The organism is Nonomuraea sp. NPDC004702, assembly GCF_053601695.1.
Genome location: NZ_JBSGCE010000092.1, coordinates 1 through 21,089, shown reverse-complemented (window position 1 = coordinate 21,089; position 21,089 = coordinate 1). Strand labels below are relative to the sequence as shown.

The following is a 21,089-nucleotide window of genomic DNA, read 5'->3' as shown; positions in this document are numbered from 1 at the left end:
TCGAGTGAGGCGGCCCCTCGCTGGGCGGTCCTCCCAGGCGCGTGAGGGCGCTTGGGAGGGCCGGAGTCCTTGGCCAGCATCGGGTGTCTCCATGTCGGGCGGCCAAGGACTCCGGCATGTCTGGGAACTGCGGCGCGTCTGGAGTGACATACGTCATAGAGGCCATCAGCGCGCTGTCCTTCCGAAAGCTTCCTTCCTCTCGCGCGCGACCGGGCGCGCGCGGGTGACGGTCGGGCTGGGACAGGCTGCGGCCGTGCCGGCTTCGGTTCGGTGACGCCGGGGCGAGAGCGAGCGGGGCGCGCCAGCGCCGCGCTCGATCCTGATGTCCGCCCTCGCCTGCCTGTCCCGTTGCCCCGGTGGCACCTGGGTACGGTACCGGTGAGGGTGGGGTGACCTTGACCGCGAACGAAGCGGTGCGCGTGAGGGAGGGGGCGATGGGGGTCAGCGCCCCCGGGGAGGGAACCGAGGAAGGGAAACCGCCCCAGGCACGTGAGGGGGAGCCTGGCCGATCGATCCCATCGGCCAGTGAAGTGTTCGCATCGGATGGCGGTGTCGATGGCGGGGCTGATCACGTGAGCTGCGCCGATCGCATCCGCGGTGGCCCCCAGCTGCTGGCTCACGAGCTGGAACGGCGGGATGTGGTATCGGTGCCGTCGCCTGTAAGTCTGTAACGGATTCTGGTGCGCGATGGGCTGGTCGTGCCAGGTGCGCGGCGGAGGCTGTGCTCATCGTACGCACACTGGCGGAGTGAACGCCGACGGAGGTACCAAAGCGGTGCGATGTTCAGGGCGGCGCTCGGGCCGAAGTCGCCCGCTGCCCGCGCACCGACTACGTGGCTCGGCTCGTGAGACTCAATTCGAGCTTGCTCCTTATCCTCCGGATTGTTGTCGTGCTGCGAGGGTACCGCCGCGTTTGACGGTCTTGCTGACGTCGTAGCGGGGTGCGGGGCAGCGGTTGGGACGCTGGGTGGGCGTCCAGGGCCGGGCCTGGCCGGTTTCGGTGCGCGGCCCGGTTAGGCGAGTGCGGGGCATAGGTTCCGAAACCCGCACCGACTCGGGCGGGAGTGAGCTGACCGGGCGGGACGGACTGTTCCCAGGGATGGCGTGGGGTCCTCGGTCAAGCGGCGGGCTGGGTGTGAATGATGATGAGCAGCCAGGTCCAGCGGTCGGCATCTTGGGCGGCGCGCAGGTCGGGCCCGGTCCAGTCACGGGTCTGTTTCCAGAAGCGGTGGGTGTGCTCAATGTCGAATCCGCGCGGGACGGTTTGCCGGCTGTGGTCCATGTCCACGCCGGTGGCGCCGGTCTTGGAGGAGCGAGCCGGATGGGTGGGCCGTCTGGGTCGCCGGGCGGGTGCTCGACCTCGAGCCGGATCAGGGTGCCTTCGATGAGGGGCAGTTCGCCTTGATGGTCGGGCCAGGCGGCGCGGTGGGTGAGCCGGGGGTGGAGCCGGTCCCAGGCGCTGGTTTCGGCCTTGGTCATAGCGGCGTGGCGGGGGCGGGCAGGCGCGGCACCTGGTCGGAGCGGATGCGTCCCAGTAGTTCGACGGGCAGGTCACGCGGGACGGAGGCCAGACGGGGTGTTGTCGTAGCCGGCGTCGGTCACGATGAGCACATCTGGATCTCCGCCGCGCCACCGCCCGGCGGCGATCAGCCGCTCGAACACGCCGCGCAGCTGGGCGGCGATGGCTCCATCGGCCGGATCTAGCCGTACCACGTCCAGCGGCGCCGTCCACGAGCTGCGGCCTATCTCCAGCGCCGCGCCGAAGGAGTACGGCCAGCCCAGGATGAACCGCGAGGCGCTCTTGACCCGGCCGTAGACGTGGCAGAACAGCCGCTCGGCTGAGCAGGCGGCGTCCGAGCGAAGCCACGGCGACACGTCCACCGCCAGCACGATCCGTCCGTCCGACCAGAGCGGTAACGGCAGCGCGGCCAGCACCTGGCACAGCTGTCCTACCCGGCTCTTCCGAGCAGGACTGATGGCGAATCTACCGGCCCGGCATCCCCAGATGGTGGAGCTGGGCAGGCACTACGGCTGCGTCGTGCATACCTGCGTGCCGTTCGACCCGGAATCCAAGGGCGGGGTGGAGAGCACCGTCAAGATCGCCAAAGAGGATCTGGTGCCGGCTCATACCAATCTGCGCTTAGCTATGGGAGTCTTCGCCGAGCTGGAGGGCGCGTGCGCCCGGTGGGTCGAGCAGCTCAACCACCGGATGCACCGCGCGACCCACCTGCCGCCCGCCCAGATGCTCTAGGAAGAACGTCCGCGTCTTCACCCGCTGCCGGCCGATTCCCATGCGCTGGCGTTGGATGGGGAACGCCTGGTCGGCGACGACCGCACCGTCCGCTGAGGCGATGCCCGCTACTCGGTCCCGCCCGGGCACGAAGGCCGCAAGGTCTGGTGTAGCGTCCACGACGAAGAACTGGTCATCGTCGGCCAGCGTGTCCACGGCAGTCCAGGCGAGCAACAAACCGGCGGCGGTGGGCTGGCCGAGTTGTAGCGCCACCAGCTGTCCACCCCCGGCCGACCCTGCCTCGTCGAAGCACACCATCCCGGCGGCAACGGGCCTCGCCAGCCCAAACCACGCCCGCAGACCAAGGCCGAGGAACGCTTCCTGGCCATCGGCCCGGGCGCCGAGGCGTGGCTCATCGAGGCCGAGGCTACCGGGGTGGCCCGCCTCCGCGCCGAGATGGTCCGCGCGATCGAGCTGGCCTCGCTGGTCGGCGCCGCCCGCGTCGACGCCGTCCTCGGATTGGCCGCTATCCACGGCCGCTTCGGCGAGAACGACCTGGCCTCCATCCGCGATCACTTGGCCCGCAGCGTCGCCGCTGGCGGCCCACCTCGATGGCCGACGTGAAGCACTCCGCCCAGCCTGGCACCGCCTCCTGGGCCGCCGCCGCGGGCGCTCAGCCTCTAGCCCGGCCCCAGAGGATCGCGACTGAAACGACCAGCTCTGCGACCAGACATCGGAATACCTCTTGGAGATCACCTGTGAGCGTCAGCATGTGCGAGGCGCGCCCATTCCAGCCGAGCTGGAAGCCCTGTTCACCCGGATGCGCTTCCCCCATGCCCGCAAGGCCGCACCCGAGGTGCTGGCCACTGCCCGCGCGCAGCGCTGGGACCCCGCCGAAGTGGTGCGCGTCCTGCTCGCCGAGGAAGTCATCGGTCGCGACAACGCCACCCGCAGCAGCCGGCGCGAGAGTGCCAACCTGCCCGACGGCAAGACCTTCGACTCCTGGAACTGTCGTCCATCCCGCAAGCCACCCAGAACGCCCTGCGGACCCTGGAGAGGGCCGGTCGCCACGAGAACTGCGTGATCTCCGGGCATTCAGGCACCGCCAAGACCCACTTCATGGAGGCCCTCTGCCACAAGGCCATCGACCGTGACCTACGCGTTTCCTGGGTCACGTTGGAGAGCCTGGCCGTCACCATCGGCCGCGCCAAGGCCGACAGCTCCGTCGCCCGCACCATCGCCAAGATCTGCCGAGCCGACATCATCGTGGTCGACGACATCGACCTGCTGCCCGTCAGCCACGACACCGCCGAAGCCTTCTACCGCCTGGTCGATGCCCCGCCTACGAACGCCGCAGCCTCGCCGTCACCAGCAACATCCACACCTCCTGCTTCGACACGATCATGCCCAAGACCATGGCCACCGCCGCCGTCGACCGCCTCATGCACCACGCCCACATGGTCGAGACCAGCGGAGAATCCCACCGCCTGGCCGAGGCCCTCGCCGGCCGCGGAGTCATCCCCTTGGTCTGACCGCACGGCCAGGAAGCAAGCATGCTCCAGGCTAGGCCTCCAGGGCGCCCCTTATCCTTGCGGCCAGAGCAGCTGCCTCCTCAGGTGTGTGCTCGACGACCCCGTTCTCCGCCATGAGCGCGTGGTACTGCTGCTGTTCATAGGGGACGCCAGGCGGCAGTGCGGCGATGTGCCAATGCAGGTGGGCGTTTCCCTGCTGACTGCCCAACGACAGCAGGTACGTACGCTCGCAGGGCACGCTTGCCTCCAAGGCGAGAGCTACTCGACGCACCACCCGCATCACCGCAATGAACTGGTCCTCGTCGAGATCTCGCACGACATGTTCGACGTGGGCCTTGGGCGCCACAAGGACATATCCGGGCAGAGCCGCGAAGCGAGCGAGAAACCCGATGTGGTTGCCGTCGTCGTAGACAATCTCTTCCGGCTGGCTGGGATCTCTGCTGACGATCGCGCAAATGAAGCATGGCCCGGTCCGGGAGCGACGGCTGTAGCTTTCTACATCAAAAGGCACGCGCTTGATCGGGCCGGTCATCACACTCCTCGTCGAACGCCAGGTCTTCACGTGGTTGATCATCTTATGCGTCGAGAAGATGAAGGACTCCCTGAAGCGTCTGGCGCAGCTCGCCGATTCACCTTCACCACGTCCAGACTGCCACAGCCATCGGACGCCGGACAGGCCGTCTACCAGTGGCTTCTTTGACCACCTACCAGGATTTCTCAGGCTCTGGCACAAAGACCGTGATGCGTGACGTTGCGTGAGTTATGCCAGCAAGATCCGCTTGCGTAGCAGGTCCAGATTGGCCCTGCCGAACATCTGGCGTTTGAGGGCTTTGACCCGGCAGACGTTGCCCTCCACGGCACCACTGCTGTAGGGCAGGGTGACCCCGGCCAGGACGGCGGCGTGATCACGGCGGATGCCGTTGGCGAAGGCGTGCAGGTGGGGCAGGTCGTCATCTTCGACGGTGGTCAGCAGTTCTCAAGTCGGTCACCGTGGCGGCCGGTGAGCATCTCGGCGAACGCGGTGACGTGGATGCTGAGGCGTTCCAGGGCGGGGCTGCGTGTCTTGACCTGGGCAAGGCTGGCGCTGTCGTCCTCGGACAGGTGGTCGGGGTGGCTGGTGATCCACCGGGTGACCTCGCGAACTTTGGGCGGTGGGGGCGGAAGCTGCGGTGGGGTGAGCCCGGCGCGTAGGGGCTGCGGGTAGCGGCGGACGGAGCGAGGACTGCCCCGGTAGCCCTGGGTCACGATCTCGGTGTGCGGCACTGCGCCGTCGTGAATGCCTTGATTCCAGCGTTGTAGCAGGTAGGGGGCGAACCGTTCGATCTGCTTGAGGGAGGCGCGAGGTCCGGCGAAGGCTTGGTCGGCGGTGGCGGCTCGGCGGAACTTGCGCACCGTCTTGTCCGACAGTCCCAAGATCTTGCAGATCTCGGTATGTGTCTTGCCCTGGGCGAGCAGGTCGTGGATGGCGGCGTGCCGCTCACGAGTGCGGACCGCGGTGCGAGATCCCGGCGGACTATCCGGGGCGGCCGGCGCGGGGGCCGTGCCAGATTCACTTGCGGTCGGGGTGCTGTTGTGCGGGCTGGGCTCGCGCAGTTCCGCTCGATGGATACGGACTGTGGCCTCGACCGCGTCGCACAGGTTCTTCCACAGATGCCAGCGGTCAGCGACCTGCGTCGCCTGGGGAGCGCCCTCAGCTGCGCCCTCAGCTGCGCCCTCAGCTGCGCCTTCGGCGTAGGCTCCGGCCCTATCCCGGCAGATGATTTCCACGTCCGGATGCCGGCGCAGCCAGTCGGCCAGGGTGTTGGCCAGGCGGTCCTCCAGCACGTCGATGGGATCGCTGGTCTCCATGTCGATCAGGATGGTGGCGTAGGAGTGGCCCTTGCGCTTGGCGAAGTCGTCCACGCCCAGGATGCGGATCTGTCGCGTATCGGGGTCGGGTAGCGCGCGGATTAGTCGGATAAGTGGGGAGCGGGACACGGTGATGCCCAGGTGAGCGGCTATGCGCGCCCCGACTCGCCCGGCCAGGGCCAGCGCGATGTGCTCCAGTAGCCGTCGCAGCACCGAGGTCCGGCGGGCGTACGGCCGGGTGAGATCGGGCACCTGCTCGGCAAACGTGCGCACCGAGCAGCTGGAGTTGACACAAAACCACCGCCGTATCTCCAGTTCGATGGTCACGGGTAGCTCGCCGCAGGTCATGTCCTGTAGTTGGCGGCGGTAGCGGCTGTGGACCCGCCGGCTCAGGGTGCCGCAGGAGCCACACGGCGCTTCCGTGTTCCAAGAGCGTGCGCCGATCAGCACACCGTTCCGGCCTCGGGTGACCGTCTCCACCTGGACGGCTGCCAGATGGGGGAAGAGAAGAAGGAGATCGAGGCCGGAGCTGTCGCCGCCTGCCTGGAAGTGCAGCACAATAGCCCTCACGGCCGCTCGTAATGATCGGATTCTTGGTCGAACCTGATCTTTACGATGCCGGCGCTGGCGCGCTTTCTGAGCACCCTATAAGCGTCAGACTCGCACAGCCGAAATGGCGTGTACGCAGCAAACGGCCCGAACGTTGAGCGCTATACCGGTTGGGCACGGGAGATTCTTGTTCCCCGCCCGCCACTCCAGCTACACACCTGCCGAATGTCCAGGTAGGCGCGTTCATAACGCTGCCACGATGGTTCCGCCACGCTCGCTTCCTCTCATGTCGCCGATTTACGAGGTACCCGCATATATATGACCTCGGCTATACGCTCAATCCGATGAGTCTCGTCGGGATGAAACCGGATCAAGCTCGGAACCTGGCAGCAGCTGCCGAGGTCACGGGCGGGTCGCTCGCGGTCCTGGGCGCGTTGATCCGGCGACTCCTGGAGCGTTGGAACGGTGACGTCAGCCGGCTGGCCTCATTTCCGGCGCGTGCGTCAGGGGCGCAAGATCAAGCCGACGACATCCGGCGTCGCGCGGGCCTCCTAGAGAAAGACCCTGAGCGCACGGCGCCTGATCGCGGCCATGACTTCCGTACTGGATTTCGGGGAGGAGCACAAAGCCCAGGCCCAGGCGGTGATCAAGCCACTCAAGGTGATGGCGATCATGAGTGGTGTGGAGGCAGCGGCTCGGCTGCAGTGGCGATGGGCCCAGGGAAGAAATGTGGCCGGCGCCCGCGCCGTCTACGACATCCGCCGATACATGGGGGGCCTCCCCGGTAACCGTAAGCTCTCCGAGCTGATCTCAGAGAGGCTCAAGGCCGGAAAATTCAAGAACTCTACAAGTAGCCATGGAAACGGCAGCAGACGCTGTCGGCCGCGTTGAAGCGATTGAAGGTCCCTGGCGTCGGCCTCCTAACGAGGAACCCTCCAAGCGCCGGGATCTTCGCACGTGTCACCCTCACGGCGGCCGCCGTCACCGGCGTCAAGGAAGCGATGGCACCCACGCACGATGGTGCGCAGGGCTGGGTGGATCGCGGCATGGGCGCCGTCCAAGTAGGCGGCGCGGTCGCGGACGTGGGTGCGTGAGCATAGCCACCGCGCTCGGCGCATCTGCGGCGGTACCCGTGGCCGGCGCCTACTTTCTGGACAGTTGGGTGTGGGACAACTGGGGCGACGATATCAAGGCGGGCGTGGGAACGGCCGTACAAGGCGCCAAAGAGTTGATCGAGAAATTCAAGTTCTGGCGAGACCCTGATCCTTTGACGTGCGGAGGCTCCATGACGTCAACCGAAGTTCCGCCTCGGGCGAGCAGCAACCGCCGCATCATTCCGCCCAGCGTGGACGCCCTGCTCGCACTGCTGGCCGGAAGCATCGTCAGCGACCCGCTGAACGGAACCCTCGCCTACTGGCCGGCCTTCGTCGGAGCGCTGCTCGTGATGTCCTTCTGCAACCACGTGCTTTTGACAATCGCGCTGGGCGGAAGCATCGGCAAGCTGCTGACCGGCCTGCGGACCGTTCGTACGAGCGACCTTGAGAAGCCGACCATCGGCCAGGCGACCCAGCGCTGGCTGTGGGGCTTCTTCTACATCGCCTGCAGCCCCATTATGTGCCTCACCGGCACCGACATGGATCACCATGACGTCGCCGGCCTGCGGATCGTGCGGAGGGTCGACGTTCGCCGCTTGAAGGGCTGATGGACGGTGGACGTACGCTTTGACATGGAGCTGGCCCAGTTCCGTACGCAGATCAGCGAGGACATGGCCGAGGGCGGCACGCACCGCGCTGTCTGGGCCGTAATCGTGGACAGCCCGCATGCGCCGACCGGCATCACGGCCAGGCCGGTGAGCTACGCCGCCCTCTCGGCCGCAATCGCCGGCATGCTGAGCAGCCAGGAAGCCGGCCGTGCCTGATCTGGCGCTGTGGCCGATGCTGGCTGAGGCGCACCACGCTGGCGATGGAGGGCTGGACCTGGACCGCCTGGGCGCGGCCAGACGGTGCTCATCCGACGGGAACCTTCCGTTCCCGGTCGAGGAGCGGGTCACGGGAAGGTCTGGTCCACGTCGGTCGCGGCCCACCGAGGCATGGCGCCACCCTTACGCCGAGCGCTGGGAGGCTACGCGCGTCTCTGCTCGCGCATGGAGGTGCTCAGGCTGGATGGGACGCGGTCTGGCTCATCGAGGTCGACCGCGCGCTGGAGGCTGAGGCGCGGGCCACGTGGATGCAGATGCATCACCGGCCTGCGGCACTCCGATCTGTCAACGACTTGGAGCGCTACCGCAAGGGCACGTATCTCATTCACGGATCCCCTTGCCAGTGATCTAGCGTCCGGCCATGATGCGTAGGCGAGGACCTCCCGATTTGGAGGATCGTATGGCCGAAAATACCTTGAAGTACGATCCGTTCGACTTCGCCCTCCACGAGGATCCCTATCCCACCTACGCGAGGATGCGTCAGGAGGCGCCTCTTTATCGGCATCGCAGCGATCAGCTGGACTTTTGGGCCTTGAGCCGATATGGGGACATACGTGGTGTCCTGCGTCAGCCGGGCCTCTACAGCAGCAGCTTTGGCGCGGCGTTCGAGACCTGGGGTCCGTCAGCTGACAAACGCACGTCATTCCTGTCCATGGATCCACCAGATCATGACCGCGTGCGCGCTCTCATCTCGCGAGGTTTCACTCCGCGGCGTGTTCAGGCGCTTGAGCCGGGCATCCGGCGTCTGACCCGCGAGGGCATCGCCGCGATAGCCGGTTCGACGGAGATCGATTTCGTCCGCGACTTCGCCGAGCGCATTCCGGTCGATGTCATCTCCGAGTTGATGGGGATACCCCCGGCGGATCGGGACGAGGTTTTGCGTCTGACCAACGCGATCTTGCAGCGGGGCGCCGATGACTATGCCATGCCGCAGCGGGCTCAGCGTGCGTCCATGACACTCATCTCCTATTACGGCGACCTCCTCACCGAACGACGCCGCCACCCCGGCGACGACCTCATCTCAGCCTTGACTGAGGCGGACATGGATGGGCAGCGCCTGCCCAATGGCGAGATCCAAGCCGCGTGCCTGCTGTTGGGAGTCGCCGGCAACGAGACGACCACCAAGCTTTTAGGCAACGCCGTGGCGCTGGCGGCTCGCCACCCTGACCAACGGGCCAAGGCGTGGCGCGGTCAGATCGAGGACTGGGTCGAGGAGACCCTACGTTTCGAAGCGCCCTCCCAGACACTGCTGCGCATGGTGACCACCGAGGTGGAGTGGTACGGCGTCACTGTGCCGAAGGGCGCGCAACTGGTCTTGCTGCCGGGCTCGGCGAACCGCGATCCGGAGGAGTTTCCTCAGCCGGATCGGTTCGACCTCGATCGGGACACCTCGACGATGTTGGCCTTCGGATCGGGCCCGCATTTCTGCCTCGGTGCCGCGTTGGCTCGACTGGAGGCTCGCGTAGTCCTGGAAGAGTTGGTGGCCACCGTCGAGGAGCACTACGAAGTTGGAGTTCCAGTTCGGATGCACTCGCCTCAGGTGCGTGGATATTCCAGTTTGCCTATGTCGTTGAAGATCCGCTCCCGCGGTGGACTGGCGTAGGCGCGTCGCGTCCCTTCCTCTGTGCCGACGCAGCGCGCCGTTCAGCGCAGAAGCCGAAGGCCGATGGGAGGCGACACGTCCGGTCCTCCTTGTTGAGGGGACTTCGGTCATCGATCGCGGTTCTACAGCCTGGCCGCGCGGATCCTGCCGACCCCGCCGTACAGAGCGATCCTCTCTGGCGGCAGCCCTTCGCTCTCACCGTCCGGGTGCCAAGTCAGGGCGTTGACCACTCCGGGCACGACCATGTCGCAGCCGGTGAAGAACTTCTCGACGTCTCGTTTGGAGCGCATATACGGGGTGGCGTTACTCGTCCGATATTGCTCCTGGACTGTTGCCACCCATTCTGGTCTCGGGTTATAGTCCTCGGTGCCGTGACTTATGGCCAGGTAGCTGCCCGGTGTGAGGGCGGCCTTGAACTGTTCGACGGTGCGGGTGGCGTCGTCGTCATCCATGAAGTGCAGCAGGCCGACCATGAGGATGGCGACGGGATCGCGCCAATCCAGGAAGTCCCGTACATCGCGGTGGGTGAGGATGGTCTCGGGGTCTCGGGCATCAGCTCCGATGACTCGCACGCGGTCGGTGTCGGCCATCAGGGCGTTGGCGTGGCGCACGACGATGGCGTCGTAGTCGACGTAGACGACCCTGGCGGTCGAGGCGATCTCGTGCACGTTGCCCGCGGTGGGCAGCCCCGTCCCAAGGTCCAGGATCTGCCGGACGCCGGCGTTGGTGAGGTAGCGCACCGCTCGCTGGAGGAATCGCCGGTTCTCCCGTACCGTCGCCTCGAAGTACGGCACGTTCTTCGCGATCACCTCCGCAGCGGCGCGGTCGGAGGCGAGGTTGTTGTCGCCTCCGAGGAAGTAGTCATAGATGCGGGCGACACTGGGCTCGTTGGGCTTGATGTCTTTCGCCCAGGATTCCTGCGTCAATGGGGGTCCTTGAGAGTGTTGAAGTTCCTGGTGAACCGCCAGGCGGGTTCGTGTGATCGATTGTAGGGTCAAGATCTACATTTGATCACCAGGCGGAGATCTGGCGGCGGATTTCGGCCAGCACGGAAACCGTCCGCTCGTGCGGTTCCGCCGACATGTCCAGCCGGTAGTGGGCGACTACGTACTCCTCGACCAGGGCCGGATCGGTGAGAAGTTCGTCCTTGATCAGCCCCATCACGTACGCCCGCGTGGGGCCTGAACCTTGGTAGATCATGAAGGAGCCGCCACGGGGACGGTAGCGGCCGACGTGCAGGCGGTTGATTCTCAGGGCGATATGCGGTTGTTTGGCCAGGTACTCCAGGTGATGGAGTTGCTCTATTCGAACGTCCTGGTCGCCGGGCATGTCGAGTAGCGCTGCTTCGCGGAGGATGATCCACAGCTTGGCGGTTTGCTGGTCGACCGGCCCTAGCTGGCGTTGCGCGATGAGGCGCACAGCCCGTTCGATCTGGTCGGTGGCGGGATCGGGATGATGAGCCGCTCGCCGTGCGGCCGCGGCGTAGGCCTCGGTCTGCAGGAGCGCTGGTATGCCGTCGACGGCGTAGCCGCGGATGATACGCGCGTTGCTTTCCGTGGCGAGCATGACGGAGAGCCACAGGGGCACGTTAGCGAAGGCAGTCACCCACCATTCACGGTCGTGTTGGCCTCGCGCTACCTCCTCCATCAATTGTCGTTCCGCGGGGTTGGTGACCCCGTAGTAGGTGAGTAGCCGTCGGAGGTCGGTCGGGGAGACGATCTGTCGTCCGCTCTCGATGTCGTCGATGGCCACCGTGGGCGCCCCCAGGATGGCAGCGGTGTCCGAGGTCGACAGTTGGGCCGAGGCACGGAGATTACGCAATCGCTGTCCGACGATGTTGCCCGGTTGTGGACGGGTTCGAGCTTGGTCGACTTCGAGGCTGGGGAAGGGGTGCGTGCTCGTAGTCGGGACCGGCTGGGCGAGATCAGCGCTCGTGGTGTCCGGGCGGTCATCGCCTGACCGCCCAACTGGGCCTGACTCCGCCCGGCCCATCAGCCGCAGCGCATGAGCGAGGGCGCGCTGAGAGTCGGGGGACAGGCGCATGTAGTCCGCCGCCACGGTGTGGGCGGAGGGGATGTCGGCGGGCAGGGAGGGGGCGCGCTCCCGGGGAGCGTCGTCCCCCACCAGCCAGCCAACTGAGACGCCGAGCACCTGGGCGAGCCCTTTGAGTAGTTCTGGGCTTGGAGTTGTTCTGCGTCCGCCGCGCAGCTGGCTGAGATAGCTCCGGCTGATGGTGATGTCGTGGTCTCGCTGGAGCCGGCGAAGCGCCTCCTGCCCGGACATGCCGCTACTGCCCAGGGCCTGATCCAGTCGTTCGGCGAAGGTGGCCAAGAACGCCTCCGAGACTCAGCAGGGGAGGGGCGGTGAACCGCCGCACCCCTAGTGAACACTGTTTGCTGTGGGTTGACAAACACTGAGGGACACGGTCGAATCAAGGCTTGGAACGACGAACGGCAGAGTCAATACCCCTGTTCACCCGACGAAGTGGCTCACGGATCTCGCCCTTGGCGCGGCCCTCCGCAGGTTGGAACACGGCGTAGGAGGTGATCACGTGCGCCCGACGTCCCCGAAGGGTGCCACTTCATCTCGCACCGGCACCCGCTCGATCACCACGATCGAAACGCCGGCCGCGGTGTGGCAGGACACCCAAGTGATTGCCGCCTGCCAGGCCGAGAACCTCGGTCGGCTGGTCTCGCTGTGGCGGACTCACCCCGCTCGCGCATCCATTGTCGTGCAAGGGGAGCTGGCGGATCGCTTAGGGGTCTCACAGACCACCGTCTCCCGTGTGGAGAGTGGAGCCGCGCGGGTGGACCGGCTCTCCGACCTGCGGTCCTGGGCCGCCGTGCTGGGGATACCCCCGCACCTGAGCTGGTTCGGTGACCACAGACGATCGCCGATCGTGCGCTCCGGGGCGACATCGACATCGATCGCGGCGGGGGCGCCTTCATCCCTTAGCGTGGACGGGGCAGACAACTCCGCCGACCTGTTAGCGGCGGTGGAGAGCCTTCGCCAACGAGAGCACGCCCTGGGCTCCGGCGCGGTCCTTTATCAATCCCAGGCCCTGTACCGGCGAGCGACGCGCCTGCTGCGGACCGGGTACCCCTCGACCACAGTTCTTCAGCAACGCCTCCGTGTCGCCTCCGAGGTAGCCGGCAACCACGGCTGGGTCTGCCTGGACACCGGCAACCTGATCGCGGCCGAAACCCACTGCCTGGAGGCCGTTCATCTGGCCGACGAAGCCGGCGCGGCGGACCTGCGGGTTTACTCGATGATCAACCTGGCGACCGTGGTTCGTTGCGCGGGACAGCTCCGGCGCTCCCGCGAGATCTTGGAACAGGCACAAACCGCGGCCGCTCCTTTGGCGCTGCCTCACGTGTCGGGCTACTTGGCGCGTCAGCAGGCCGTCCTGTGCGCCCAGCTAGACGATCGCGCTAAGGCGCGCCAAGCCCTGCGTCGCGCGGAGATCTGCTACTCGCGCACCCCCAGCAACCACGTGTCGTGGATGGCGTTCGATGCAGAAATCAGGCGGTCACCCGTCTACCAGTACATCGAGCTGATGCTCGCGGACCGTGGATCCGCGCTCGATGTGCGGTACCCCCACGCCCCTCGCCTTAGTTCGGACTTCCCGCGCAACATGCTAAAGGTCGATCTTGATCTCCTGACAGAAGGCCTCAAGGTTGGCGCAGTGGAGGAAGCGGCCCGGTATCTCCACCACCTCGCGGACAGTCCTCCTCCGATCACCAGCTTTCTCATCGACCAGCGGGTTTCCGCTCTTGTTGACGGCCTCGCTCGTGTGCGGAGCCAGCATGCGCGCCAGGCGCTTGAACATTGGGCAAACAGCAACGGCCCGGCCCCGGCCTTCGCCTAAGCCCCCCCTGCGGCAACCTCACCGCTCGCCCAGACCCCGTGAGGGAGAACCCTGCCGACTCCCGGACGAGCAACTGGACTGTGCCGGGCAAGGGCGGCATCTCGGCACCTTCTGACCCGCCATCGAGATATGCGGGCGACGCATCGACCGTGGTGGCCGACCGCGGAGATACTTGATGAAGCGGAGGCGATATCGCCCTCCGTGGGGAAAAGCACGCGCGGCTTTGTGCGAACCGAGCAGAGGCGTCAGTCGCATCCCCTCAGATCGGCCGAGGAGCGTCGTGCATCAAGACGTCGCCAGCTACCTGAGCAGGGTCGGCCACGTCCTGGCACGGCGTGGTGTCCGCCAGTTCTTGATCACCGAAGGGGCGTGGCGGCATGAGGACTGGTGTCGAAGGAGCCTGCTTGATGCCTTCGCCTCGTGCGGCGTCGAGCGCTTGCTCATCTGCGAGGCCGACGACGCTCCAGCCCGGTGTGGATACGCGCCTGCCTCGATCACATCCCCGCACGTTCCGCTGCGTATCATTCGCGGGACCCTGCGCGCGCCCACAGCGCTCATCTCCGCCGTGACGAATTTGGTCGATTGGAGTCGGTCGGTAGGAGTGCTGACCTCAGCGCAAGCCTTGCCCACCACGCTGCATCTTGAGCACGTCGTGAGGTCCCTGAGGGGCGTCATGACGAGCGAGGGTTACCTCTGCTTGATGCACCCCCTACTGGATAGCCCATCGATCCATTCCGAGACCTTGCTGGCAGAGCCAGAACGCGCAGGAGGCTTTCGCGACCGCGCGGAGCTCTGGCGAGCGCTGGCCAGCCTGGACCTAGGATCGGTCGCCTCGACGAGCCCCTGGGTAGCCCAGGTCACCGGTGGGATGGGAACGCCGCAAGCGCGGAATCCCGCTCGTGATCAACGCGAATCGGGTCGCGCACGGTGAAGGGCCGGGGGAGCCCCGCAGACCTGATCAGTGTGTCTCGATCGTCTGCGGGGCCGATGCGCTGGACCTACCGTGATGTCCAGGAGAAGAAACCGTACGGCCCATGCGAGTGTGTGTCGTTGTCGTCGGGTCCGACGCCGTACCGCACATGCGTGCATGTGTCGTCGCCGGCGGATCCGACCAGCCCGCGATTCACCCGGATCCGCTTCCAGGAACCCTCCTGCTGCGGCGGCTGCGGCTGTTCCTTCTTGGCCTCATTGTCATCAGGCATGGGTACCTCCGTGAGTGAGCGGTAACGCCGGACGCCTACATGGCGGCCGGCTCGGACAGGGGTGGGAGCGGGCGATGTGAGCCTGTGGACGATGCGGCAGCTGCGCGCATGTCTTTGTGGGCGGCAATCAGCTCGGCGTTGGCCGGATCCAACGTGATGGCGTGTTCGAGGTCGAGCGCGGCCTCTTGGAGACGGCCAGCCATCTGCAAGACGGTGGCTCGATTCCACAAGGTTGGGATCGTCGGCTCGATGGCGATGGACCGGCTCAAGGAGTCGATGGCCCTGTCGAAGTCGTCCGTGGCGAACGCGGCCTCTGCGTCAAGGGCCCACGCGGTGGCGTTGTGGCGGTCGCTCGCTAATATTTCGTTCGTTATCTGGCGCGCTTGGGCAGGGCGACCATGGGCGAGTTCGAGCTGGGCCAGCACACATAACGTCGGCGCTTCTCGGTCTGCGAGCGCGATATCCTCCGCTGCGCCTTCCAGGTCGCCTGTGCGGATCCGCAGGGCGGCTCGATTGGTATAGGTGGCGGTGAATTCGGGATCGAGCTCGATCGCGTAATCCAAATCCGCTGCGGCCCGCCCGTCGTCTCCTATCGTCAGCAGCAGGTCGGCCCGGTTGTAGGCTGCTTGCGGCGAGGGAAGCCCCAACGCGATGGCGGTATCAAGATCGGCTAGTGCGTCATGTGGGCGGCCCATCCGCCTGAGAAGAGCAGCGCGTTCCAGGTGGTAGTCGGGATAGCCGGGATCAGCCTGGACGATATGGTTGAAATCGGCGAGAGCCTCATCCAGTCGGCCCAGGCGTTGCATCAACCGGCCCCGATTGGCTCGCAGAATGAGCTGGTGAATGACGTGCTGATCCTTTAGTCCGTCCGCGGCCACCTCGATCGCCTGCTCGACCAGCGCCAGAGCACGCGTGGGGCGACCAAGGCGTAGCTCGATGAGGGCCTTGCCGTTGAGGTCGAAGCTGAAGTGGAAGGCGCGCTGCCGGAGATCAGGCAGCAGCGACGTGATCGTGACGGCCTCGTTGATCCACGCCATCGCCTCGGCTGGGTCCCGGCGAGCATGGTCGTGATGGCGCACCAGCAGCATCGCTGTGGCGTACGCGGCGGTCGCGCGATTGCCTGGGTCGACACTGACACGGCGTCCCTCGTCATACAGCCCTCGCGCCGCCATCTCGTGCCCGAGCGCGGCAAGCGCCCCGGCCGTGCGATGCGAAAACCACCACCATAGACCGGGGTCATCATCATGACGCAGCTGAGAAAGAACTCGCTGGCCGACCTCAGCCAGCCGATGGTGAAAGCCCTCCTGGCGGTAGCGGTCGAGCGTCGGCATCAATGTGGTGAACGGCGCGGACTCTGAGCGGCAGGCATCAGCGTCACGGGCGTCCTCGGCAATGTCGATCCTGAGCAGATCCTCACCAACGCGCCGGCGCATCACGGCCATAAGCTCGCGATCGGTCTCATCGGCGTGCGCGTAGTTCTTCACGATCAAACGCAAGGGACCGCAATGGCGTAAGTGATCGCGCACAAACTCGGTCACCCCATGCGCGAGGCGAAGTGTCCGCCCAGCGCCCGGCACTAGGATACGTTCGGCCGCTGGCACACTAGCTGCGAGAGAAATCCTCCGCGCCGGCACTAGGGGCTCCAAGCTCGGAGCGGTGGACCGAATTTCGATGTCATGAGCGAGCACGAGATGCCGCAGTCCGCGCTCAAAGGCCTCAGGTACCAAAACCTGGAGGAGTCCTTCTGCCACGGCGTACGGACCATGTCGATGTCGATCGCCGTCAACAGTGATGCTACGTGTCGCCCGCGCAACGGGGCCGCGACGCCCTCGATCAAGACTCACCGGTACATGTCAGCACGGCTCACCAAAGAGATCAATACCGTCGTATGCGCAAAATGCATACGAAACTGATCATCGACCGCGCGAGAATGTGGTGCAAAGGAGCTCGTTCCAGCAGCGGACACCGACGTCGGCCAGCTGTGACAAAGGCAAAGGTCCATGGGAGGGATGAAACTTGTGCGGTCGCTCGCCAGACGAACCTTCAGGCGGAATCCCGCTCGATCGCAGACGCGGGCGGCTGCGACGTCTGAGTAGTCGCCTCGGTAGAGGTCGCTTCGTTGGCTACCGCTCGACGGACCATTTCGTGGATCTCCTGCAGCCGGCACGAGGGCAGCTGAGCGGCCATGATCGCCAAATCACGCAGGCCTTCGATGCGGCTGACGTGCAGAACCACCTTGTTGCTGGGACTCAGCGTAATGCCCAGCGACCGTTCAACGTCAGCGGGGTCTTGGTGGAAGAAAGCCGCGATGGCGGCGATGGTGTGCTCATCCACCTTGGTAGTCCGGGTAGAGTCCAGCAGATTCATGAGGGTCTGATGACTCGGCCCCTGGCCGCCGTTGCCGTTCCTGATCGCGGCCGACAATTCACGCACACTGCCCCAGCCATCGCCCATGAGACCGCCCAGCCACGCTGCCATCTGGGCGGGCGACACCAGTATGGCCATCGGACGGCTCCTCTAGCGTCAGCGTGTATAGTCCTTGATCCTCAATTTACCGCCTTACCGGTGATCACGCCAGCCTGGGATACGCTCACCTCGGCCCATCGCGCAGCCCTGGCCCAGTAAGGCAGAAAAGCACAGCCCCTGAACGCTTACGGGAGGACGGTGATCGCCGTGGGGTTGCAATGGCTGGATCGCCAGGCGGGCAACATGCCTCACCCACCTCCGCTCATTGGCCGGAGGCAGATCTGCGCGCGCGTGGCCCGCGCCATCGGGCAGTCGCGCCTCGTCACCGCCTACGGTCCCGGCGGCGTAGGCAAGACCACCGTCGCCGCGCACGTCGCCGACGCCTTACGCGCCGACTTTCCCGACGGGGTGTGGCTGGTACAACTCTCGGCCCTGGACAGTCCCGCGGTTCTGACCAGCGCGGTGATCGAGGCCTTCGGCCTGGCGGACGTCTCGGCGCGCGCGGAACGCGAGGTCCTGACCGAGTATCTACATGAACGCGATCTACTGCTGGTTCTGGACACGTGCGAACACCTGCAAAAGCAGATCGCCGAACTGGCCACGACTCTGCTCGCGGCCGCCCCCAGACTGCGAATCCTGGCCACCAGCCGCGTTCCTCTCGGGGTCGATGCCGAGCATCTGATCACGATCGAGCCCATGGCGGCCACTGGATCCATCCACAGCAGCGAGGCGTTGGAATTGTTCGTGGCACGGGCAAGCCAAGCCGGCTACCAGCTGAACTCGGAAGAGATCTCGATCGCCCACGAGGTATGCCAGCGGCTCGAAGGCGTTCCCTTGGCGTTGGAGCTCGCCGCGGCGAGTTTGGCGCGGCTAACACCACCGGAGGTCCTCGCGCAGATCGGGCGCGGCGACGCCCTACACGGAACCGATCGCGACGCCTTCCATCGGCACGACACCGTCTACGCGGCTCTGGGCTGGAGCCATCGCCTGTGTACACCGGCTGAACGGCTGCTGTGGGCCCGGCTGTCGGTGTTCGCCGGCGGCTTCGACGCCCCAGCGGCCGAGGCGATCTGTTCGGATGCCCAATTGATCGCTCCCATCGACGGCGTGCTCAACGAGTTGGCACGCAAGAGCATTCTGCGGCGCGATGCCAACGGCCGCTACCAGATGCTGAACACCGTGCGCGACTACGGCGCCATGTGGCTGGACGAGCTCGGTGAGAGCCATCACCTCCACCGCCGCCACCGCGACCACTACCTACATCTGGCCAGGGAAGGCGAGAAGGCGTGGTCAGGGACCGGGCAGGTGCACTGGTACCAGCGCATGCGGGCCGAGCTGTCCAACGTCAGAGCCGCGGTCGACTGGAGCCTCACGCACCCCAGCGAGGCCGGTGGTGGACTGGAATTGGTGTCGGCGCTGTGGTGGTTGTGGGTGGCGTGCGGCTTCAGCGCCGAGGGCAGACTTCATCTTCAGCACGCGCTAGAGAAGAACTCAACCCCCTCGGCCACGCGATGCGCGGTGCTATGGACGGAGGCGTACCTGGCCAACGCGCAAGGAGACCTGGCCAGAGCCACCGCCGCTGCGACGCTGTGCCGGCAGGAAGCCATCACCATCGGCTACCCCGAAGGTGTGGTCGTCGCCACCAAAATGCTGGGCACCGCGAGCCTTCTCGCCGGTGATCTGGAGGCTGCCAGCACCCACCTAGGTCAGGCGCTGGAGTACCTGCGAGGCGACCTGCAACATCTCAATCCTGGACTCCTGCCCGCCATCGTCGAGATCGCCCTGACACAGATCATGCGCGGCCACCCGGGGACAGCGCTCCCTCTGCTGGAGGAATGCCTGCGGCACTGCCAGGCCACCGGGGAGCTGTGGCTGAGGTCATACGCCCTCTATGTACAAGCCGTAGCCTGCCGAGCACTGAACCGCACGGACGACGCCATTGCCTCCCTGCACGCCGCGCTCCAAATCAAGCGGCACTTTCGCGATGTGCTGGGCATCGTGCTCTGCCTCGAAGCACTCAGCCAGTTGGTGGTCCGCGCTGGCTATCCCCCGTCCACCGGTGCGGTACTGCAGGGCGTGGCCGACGTCTCCTGGCGCGAGTACGGGCTCCCCATGATGGGCAGCCCGTACTTCGCCGATGATCACACCAGTTGCACCCAGCAGATCAAGGATCTCATCGGGGAGCAGGCGTACCGTCGCGCCTTCCTCTACGGTTCACGGCTCAGCTTGACCGAGGGGATCAGCTACGCCCTTGGGGAAGGGGGAACGGCCGCAGCCCTCGATGTATTGGATCTGATCACCAACTGATCATGCACGTCCCCCGCCTTGACGGACCTCCTCGAGCGGCAGGGCGGAGTACCCAGCCGCAGCCGGCGGGGGAGCGAAGATCAGACGCGCGGGTGTACGCGGCAAGCGGCGACGCTACGAATCCGGCTCCATTACAGAAGGAGACGGCTAGAAGACTTGCGCATCAGCCCATTCCCAGTAGGCGCGCCGGCCTTCGACCTCATCGTGCAAGGTGGCGAAAAGGCCATCTGGGCTGGCCTCGGCAGGAACATCGATGGCGACGAGGCGATCGCCGCTCCACTCACACACCAAGCCAGCAGACACAACCTCGTCTGTGACACGCTCCCTGAACTGGACCTGATCGGGACGGGGCATGATCAGCGCCCTGAGAACACGGGCCCCAGAACGTTGAATCACCTCAACGATCGCCGTGCCATCCGCGGACAACCGTACTCGATCACCCAATGCGAGTCCATAGACCCGGAATGGAAGACAAGCGATCACATAGTCGCCCTCTTCGCACGGGCGGAGCCACAACTGTTCCTTCTGGTCTGCGAACCCAAACCGACTCAGATCTACGTGAGCGATGTAGTTCCGCGATGAGCGGCCTACCGGATTGTCGTGAACGATGAACCGCATTCAAGGACTCCTGCACTCGGGCAAACACCACAGAAATTGACAATCACGGAGATGCGGACGGATCAATCACTGGTTTTACCAGCGCGACACTTCTGCTCCCGCCGGACCTGTGGCTTAGTGCTGCGTTCCTCAAGGGGTGTGGGATTGCCTCTGGCCAAGAGCCTTGAGCAGGCGGATTCTCATGGCAGGAGGATTCCGCCATGCCGAAGATACTGTTCGCGCGAGCTCCGTGCGATGAGAGGGAAGAACGCACTGTTCGCCGGTGCCCGGCACGCTCCCGGTGACTGGATCCAGCGCGCCCGGATCGTGGTGGCCAGCTGGGACGGGCTGAGGGTGGCGGCAATCGCGGCCGGACTGGGCTGTCACCCGGAGCCGTGCGCCGGCGGTTACACCGGTTCGACGGCGAAGGGATCGATGGCCTCGGCGATCGGTCCGGGCCTGGGCGACGGCCGCGGCTCACCGAGAGCGAGCGCGGCCAGATCATCGCCCTGGCCGACACGACCCCGCCAGGGCGAGCTGTGCCCGATTCGCGGCTGAACGGGCTGGCCGCCGCCGAAGAGGAAGATGCGCCGGGCGTGTGGACGCTGCGCGAGCGTTGTCGCCGATTCGGCTGGGGCTGACGGTGATGTGTTGGAGGGTCCGCCAGCGGCCTTTGAGCAGGGCGAAGCCGCGTTCGCTGAGGCGGCGCAGGGCGCGCGGGAGACGGTTGTGGGTGCGGTTGTCCGGGCTGAGGATGTGGTTTCCTTCGGGCCGTCTGCTCGGCGTGTGGATGCCGACTCCGGCGCCGTCATAGCCGCTGTCGGCGAGGGCGGGCAGGCCACGTGTGGCTGCGGCGTACAGCGCGGCCAGCACCTGGGCTCGGGCGGCGCTGAGGTCGTGAACGGAGCCG

20 protein-coding genes and 2 pseudogenes are annotated in these 21,089 nt (G+C 65.9%); 10 read left to right on the top strand and 12 right to left on the bottom strand.

The genetic code is table 11. The features are described from left to right. Positions 1 to 1,116: 1,116 nt before the first annotated feature. The 3 genes from ACWEJ6_RS49145 to ACWEJ6_RS49135 all read right to left on the bottom strand — a co-directional run bounded on the left by ACWEJ6_RS49145 (position 1,117) and on the right by ACWEJ6_RS49135 (position 2,805). Positions 1,117 to 1,281 carry a hypothetical protein gene (locus tag ACWEJ6_RS49145; RefSeq protein WP_452432354.1) on the bottom strand — a complete coding sequence of 55 codons (165 nt, stop codon included), beginning with the start codon at positions 1,279 to 1,281 and terminating at the stop codon, positions 1,117 to 1,119. 269 nt (positions 1,282 to 1,550) lie between these two features. After that, positions 1,551 to 1,943, bottom strand: a complete 393-nt coding sequence (locus ACWEJ6_RS49140) for a transposase (protein ID WP_452432363.1) — start codon at positions 1,941 to 1,943, stop codon at positions 1,551 to 1,553. A gap of 196 nt (positions 1,944 to 2,139) precedes the next feature. Next, a complete protein-coding gene (locus tag ACWEJ6_RS49135) occupies positions 2,140 to 2,805 on the bottom strand; it encodes a hypothetical protein (RefSeq protein WP_452432353.1) in 666 nt (221 codons plus the stop codon). A 169-nt stretch (positions 2,806 to 2,974) separates the two neighbouring features. Between ACWEJ6_RS49135 and ACWEJ6_RS49130 the strand changes: the two genes are divergently transcribed. The 3 genes and pseudogenes from ACWEJ6_RS49130 (at position 2,975) to ACWEJ6_RS49120 (ending at position 3,761) form a co-directional block, all read left to right on the top strand. Further along, entirely contained in the window at positions 2,975 to 3,313 is a 339-nt protein-coding gene (locus ACWEJ6_RS49130; RefSeq protein WP_452432351.1) for a hypothetical protein, read from the top strand. Beyond that, positions 3,232 to 3,504: pseudogene (locus ACWEJ6_RS49125) on the top strand (ATP-binding protein); the annotation flags it as partial. The gene ACWEJ6_RS49130 and the pseudogene ACWEJ6_RS49125, both read left to right, overlap by 82 nt. 128 nt (positions 3,505 to 3,632) lie before the next feature. Next, positions 3,633 to 3,761: an ATP-binding protein gene (locus ACWEJ6_RS49120; RefSeq protein ID WP_452432350.1), complete on the top strand. Its 129-nt coding sequence runs from the start codon at positions 3,633 to 3,635 to the stop codon at positions 3,759 to 3,761. 31 nt (positions 3,762 to 3,792) lie between these two features. Here ACWEJ6_RS49120 and ACWEJ6_RS49115 read toward each other — a convergent pair whose 3' ends face one another. From ACWEJ6_RS49115 to ACWEJ6_RS49105, 3 genes are all read right to left on the bottom strand, one after another. After that, positions 3,793 to 4,293 carry an HIT family protein gene (locus ACWEJ6_RS49115; RefSeq protein WP_452432349.1) on the bottom strand — a complete coding sequence of 167 codons (501 nt, stop codon included), beginning with the start codon at positions 4,291 to 4,293 and terminating at the stop codon, positions 3,793 to 3,795. Between the two features lie 228 nt (positions 4,294 to 4,521). Continuing rightward, complete coding sequence (locus ACWEJ6_RS49110) at positions 4,522 to 4,677, bottom strand: hypothetical protein (protein WP_452432362.1); 156 nt, start codon at positions 4,675 to 4,677, stop codon at positions 4,522 to 4,524. A 50-nt stretch (positions 4,678 to 4,727) separates the two neighbouring features. Beyond that, positions 4,728 to 6,167 (bottom strand): ISL3 family transposase, encoded by a 1,440-nt coding sequence (locus tag ACWEJ6_RS49105; RefSeq protein ID WP_452432348.1) that lies wholly within the window; start codon positions 6,165 to 6,167, stop codon positions 4,728 to 4,730. Positions 6,168 to 6,749: 582 nt separating this feature from the next. Here ACWEJ6_RS49105 and ACWEJ6_RS49100 point away from each other — a divergent pair. The 4 genes from ACWEJ6_RS49100 (at position 6,750) to ACWEJ6_RS49085 (ending at position 9,739) form a co-directional block, all read left to right on the top strand. Further along, a complete protein-coding gene (locus tag ACWEJ6_RS49100) occupies positions 6,750 to 7,049 on the top strand; it encodes a hypothetical protein (protein ID WP_452432347.1) in 300 nt (99 codons plus the stop codon). A gap of 199 nt (positions 7,050 to 7,248) precedes the next feature. Next, entirely contained in the window at positions 7,249 to 7,860 is a 612-nt protein-coding gene (locus ACWEJ6_RS49095; RefSeq protein ID WP_452432345.1) for an RDD family protein, read from the top strand. 24 nt (positions 7,861 to 7,884) lie between these two features. Further along, positions 7,885 to 8,076 (top strand): hypothetical protein, encoded by a 192-nt coding sequence (locus ACWEJ6_RS49090; RefSeq protein ID WP_452432343.1) that lies wholly within the window; start codon positions 7,885 to 7,887, stop codon positions 8,074 to 8,076. Between the two features lie 460 nt (positions 8,077 to 8,536). Beyond that, positions 8,537 to 9,739 carry a cytochrome P450 gene (locus ACWEJ6_RS49085; protein WP_452432342.1) on the top strand — a complete coding sequence of 401 codons (1,203 nt, stop codon included), beginning with the start codon at positions 8,537 to 8,539 and terminating at the stop codon, positions 9,737 to 9,739. A 122-nt stretch (positions 9,740 to 9,861) separates the two neighbouring features. Here ACWEJ6_RS49085 and ACWEJ6_RS49080 read toward each other — a convergent pair whose 3' ends face one another. Both ACWEJ6_RS49080 and ACWEJ6_RS49075 read right to left on the bottom strand, forming a co-directional pair. After that, a complete protein-coding gene (locus ACWEJ6_RS49080) occupies positions 9,862 to 10,665 on the bottom strand; it encodes an SAM-dependent methyltransferase (protein WP_452432341.1) in 804 nt (267 codons plus the stop codon). An 85-nt stretch (positions 10,666 to 10,750) separates the two neighbouring features. Further along, entirely contained in the window at positions 10,751 to 12,070 is a 1,320-nt protein-coding gene (locus ACWEJ6_RS49075; RefSeq protein ID WP_452432339.1) for a Scr1 family TA system antitoxin-like transcriptional regulator, read from the bottom strand. A gap of 220 nt (positions 12,071 to 12,290) precedes the next feature. Here ACWEJ6_RS49075 and ACWEJ6_RS49070 point away from each other — a divergent pair, with 220 nt between their 5' ends. Beyond that, positions 12,291 to 13,607, top strand: coding sequence for a helix-turn-helix domain-containing protein (locus tag ACWEJ6_RS49070; RefSeq protein ID WP_452432337.1), 1,317 nt, complete (start codon positions 12,291 to 12,293; stop codon positions 13,605 to 13,607). 1,237 nt (positions 13,608 to 14,844) lie between these two features. Here the strand turns inward: ACWEJ6_RS49070 and ACWEJ6_RS49065 are convergent. Both ACWEJ6_RS49065 and ACWEJ6_RS49060 read right to left on the bottom strand, forming a co-directional pair. Continuing rightward, a complete protein-coding gene (locus tag ACWEJ6_RS49065; protein ID WP_452432335.1) occupies positions 14,845 to 16,293 on the bottom strand; it encodes a tetratricopeptide repeat protein in 1,449 nt (482 codons plus the stop codon). Between the two features lie 559 nt (positions 16,294 to 16,852). Then, positions 16,853 to 17,314 (bottom strand): hypothetical protein, encoded by a 462-nt coding sequence (locus ACWEJ6_RS49060; protein ID WP_452432333.1) that lies wholly within the window; start codon positions 17,312 to 17,314, stop codon positions 16,853 to 16,855. A gap of 159 nt (positions 17,315 to 17,473) precedes the next feature. Between ACWEJ6_RS49060 and ACWEJ6_RS49055 the strand changes: the two genes are divergently transcribed. Continuing rightward, entirely contained in the window at positions 17,474 to 19,582 is a 2,109-nt protein-coding gene (locus ACWEJ6_RS49055; protein WP_452432331.1) for an ATP-binding protein, read from the top strand. A gap of 147 nt (positions 19,583 to 19,729) precedes the next feature. Here the strand turns inward: ACWEJ6_RS49055 and ACWEJ6_RS49050 are convergent, their stop codons facing one another. Beyond that, positions 19,730 to 20,200: a DUF4265 domain-containing protein gene (locus tag ACWEJ6_RS49050; RefSeq protein ID WP_452432330.1), complete on the bottom strand. Its 471-nt coding sequence runs from the start codon at positions 20,198 to 20,200 to the stop codon at positions 19,730 to 19,732. A gap of 374 nt (positions 20,201 to 20,574) precedes the next feature. On the opposite strand from ACWEJ6_RS49050, the pseudogene ACWEJ6_RS49045 reads away from it, so the two are divergent. Further along, positions 20,575 to 20,733, top strand: a pseudogene (locus ACWEJ6_RS49045) (helix-turn-helix domain-containing protein); the annotation flags it as partial. On the opposite strand, the gene ACWEJ6_RS49040 reads toward ACWEJ6_RS49045, so the two are convergent. Further along, positions 20,681 to 21,089, bottom strand: a 409-nt coding sequence (locus ACWEJ6_RS49040) for a transposase family protein (protein ID WP_452432328.1), incomplete at its 5' end; no start/stop codon positions are given. The pseudogene ACWEJ6_RS49045 and the gene ACWEJ6_RS49040 overlap by 53 nt on opposite strands.

Bases quoted from the DNA above. Each gene is read 5' to 3' on its own strand.
- ACWEJ6_RS49060 (WP_452432333.1), bottom strand. From the start codon at position 17,314: ATGGCCATACTGGTGTCGCCCGCCCAGATGGCAGCGTGGCTGGGCGGT.
- ACWEJ6_RS49120 (WP_452432350.1), top strand. From the start codon at position 3,633: ATGCCCAAGACCATGGCCACCGCCGCCGTCGACCGCCTCATGCACCAC.
- ACWEJ6_RS49085 (WP_452432342.1), top strand. From the start codon at position 8,537: ATGGCCGAAAATACCTTGAAGTACGATCCGTTCGACTTCGCCCTCCAC.
- ACWEJ6_RS49090 (WP_452432343.1), top strand. From the start codon at position 7,885: ATGGAGCTGGCCCAGTTCCGTACGCAGATCAGCGAGGACATGGCCGAG.
- ACWEJ6_RS49050 (WP_452432330.1), bottom strand. From the start codon at position 20,200: ATGCGGTTCATCGTTCACGACAATCCGGTAGGCCGCTCATCGCGGAAC.
- ACWEJ6_RS49115 (WP_452432349.1), bottom strand. From the start codon at position 4,293: ATGACCGGCCCGATCAAGCGCGTGCCTTTTGATGTAGAAAGCTACAGC.
- ACWEJ6_RS49145 (WP_452432354.1), bottom strand. From the start codon at position 1,281: ATGGACCACAGCCGGCAAACCGTCCCGCGCGGATTCGACATTGAGCAC.
- ACWEJ6_RS49100 (WP_452432347.1), top strand. From the start codon at position 6,750: ATGACTTCCGTACTGGATTTCGGGGAGGAGCACAAAGCCCAGGCCCAG.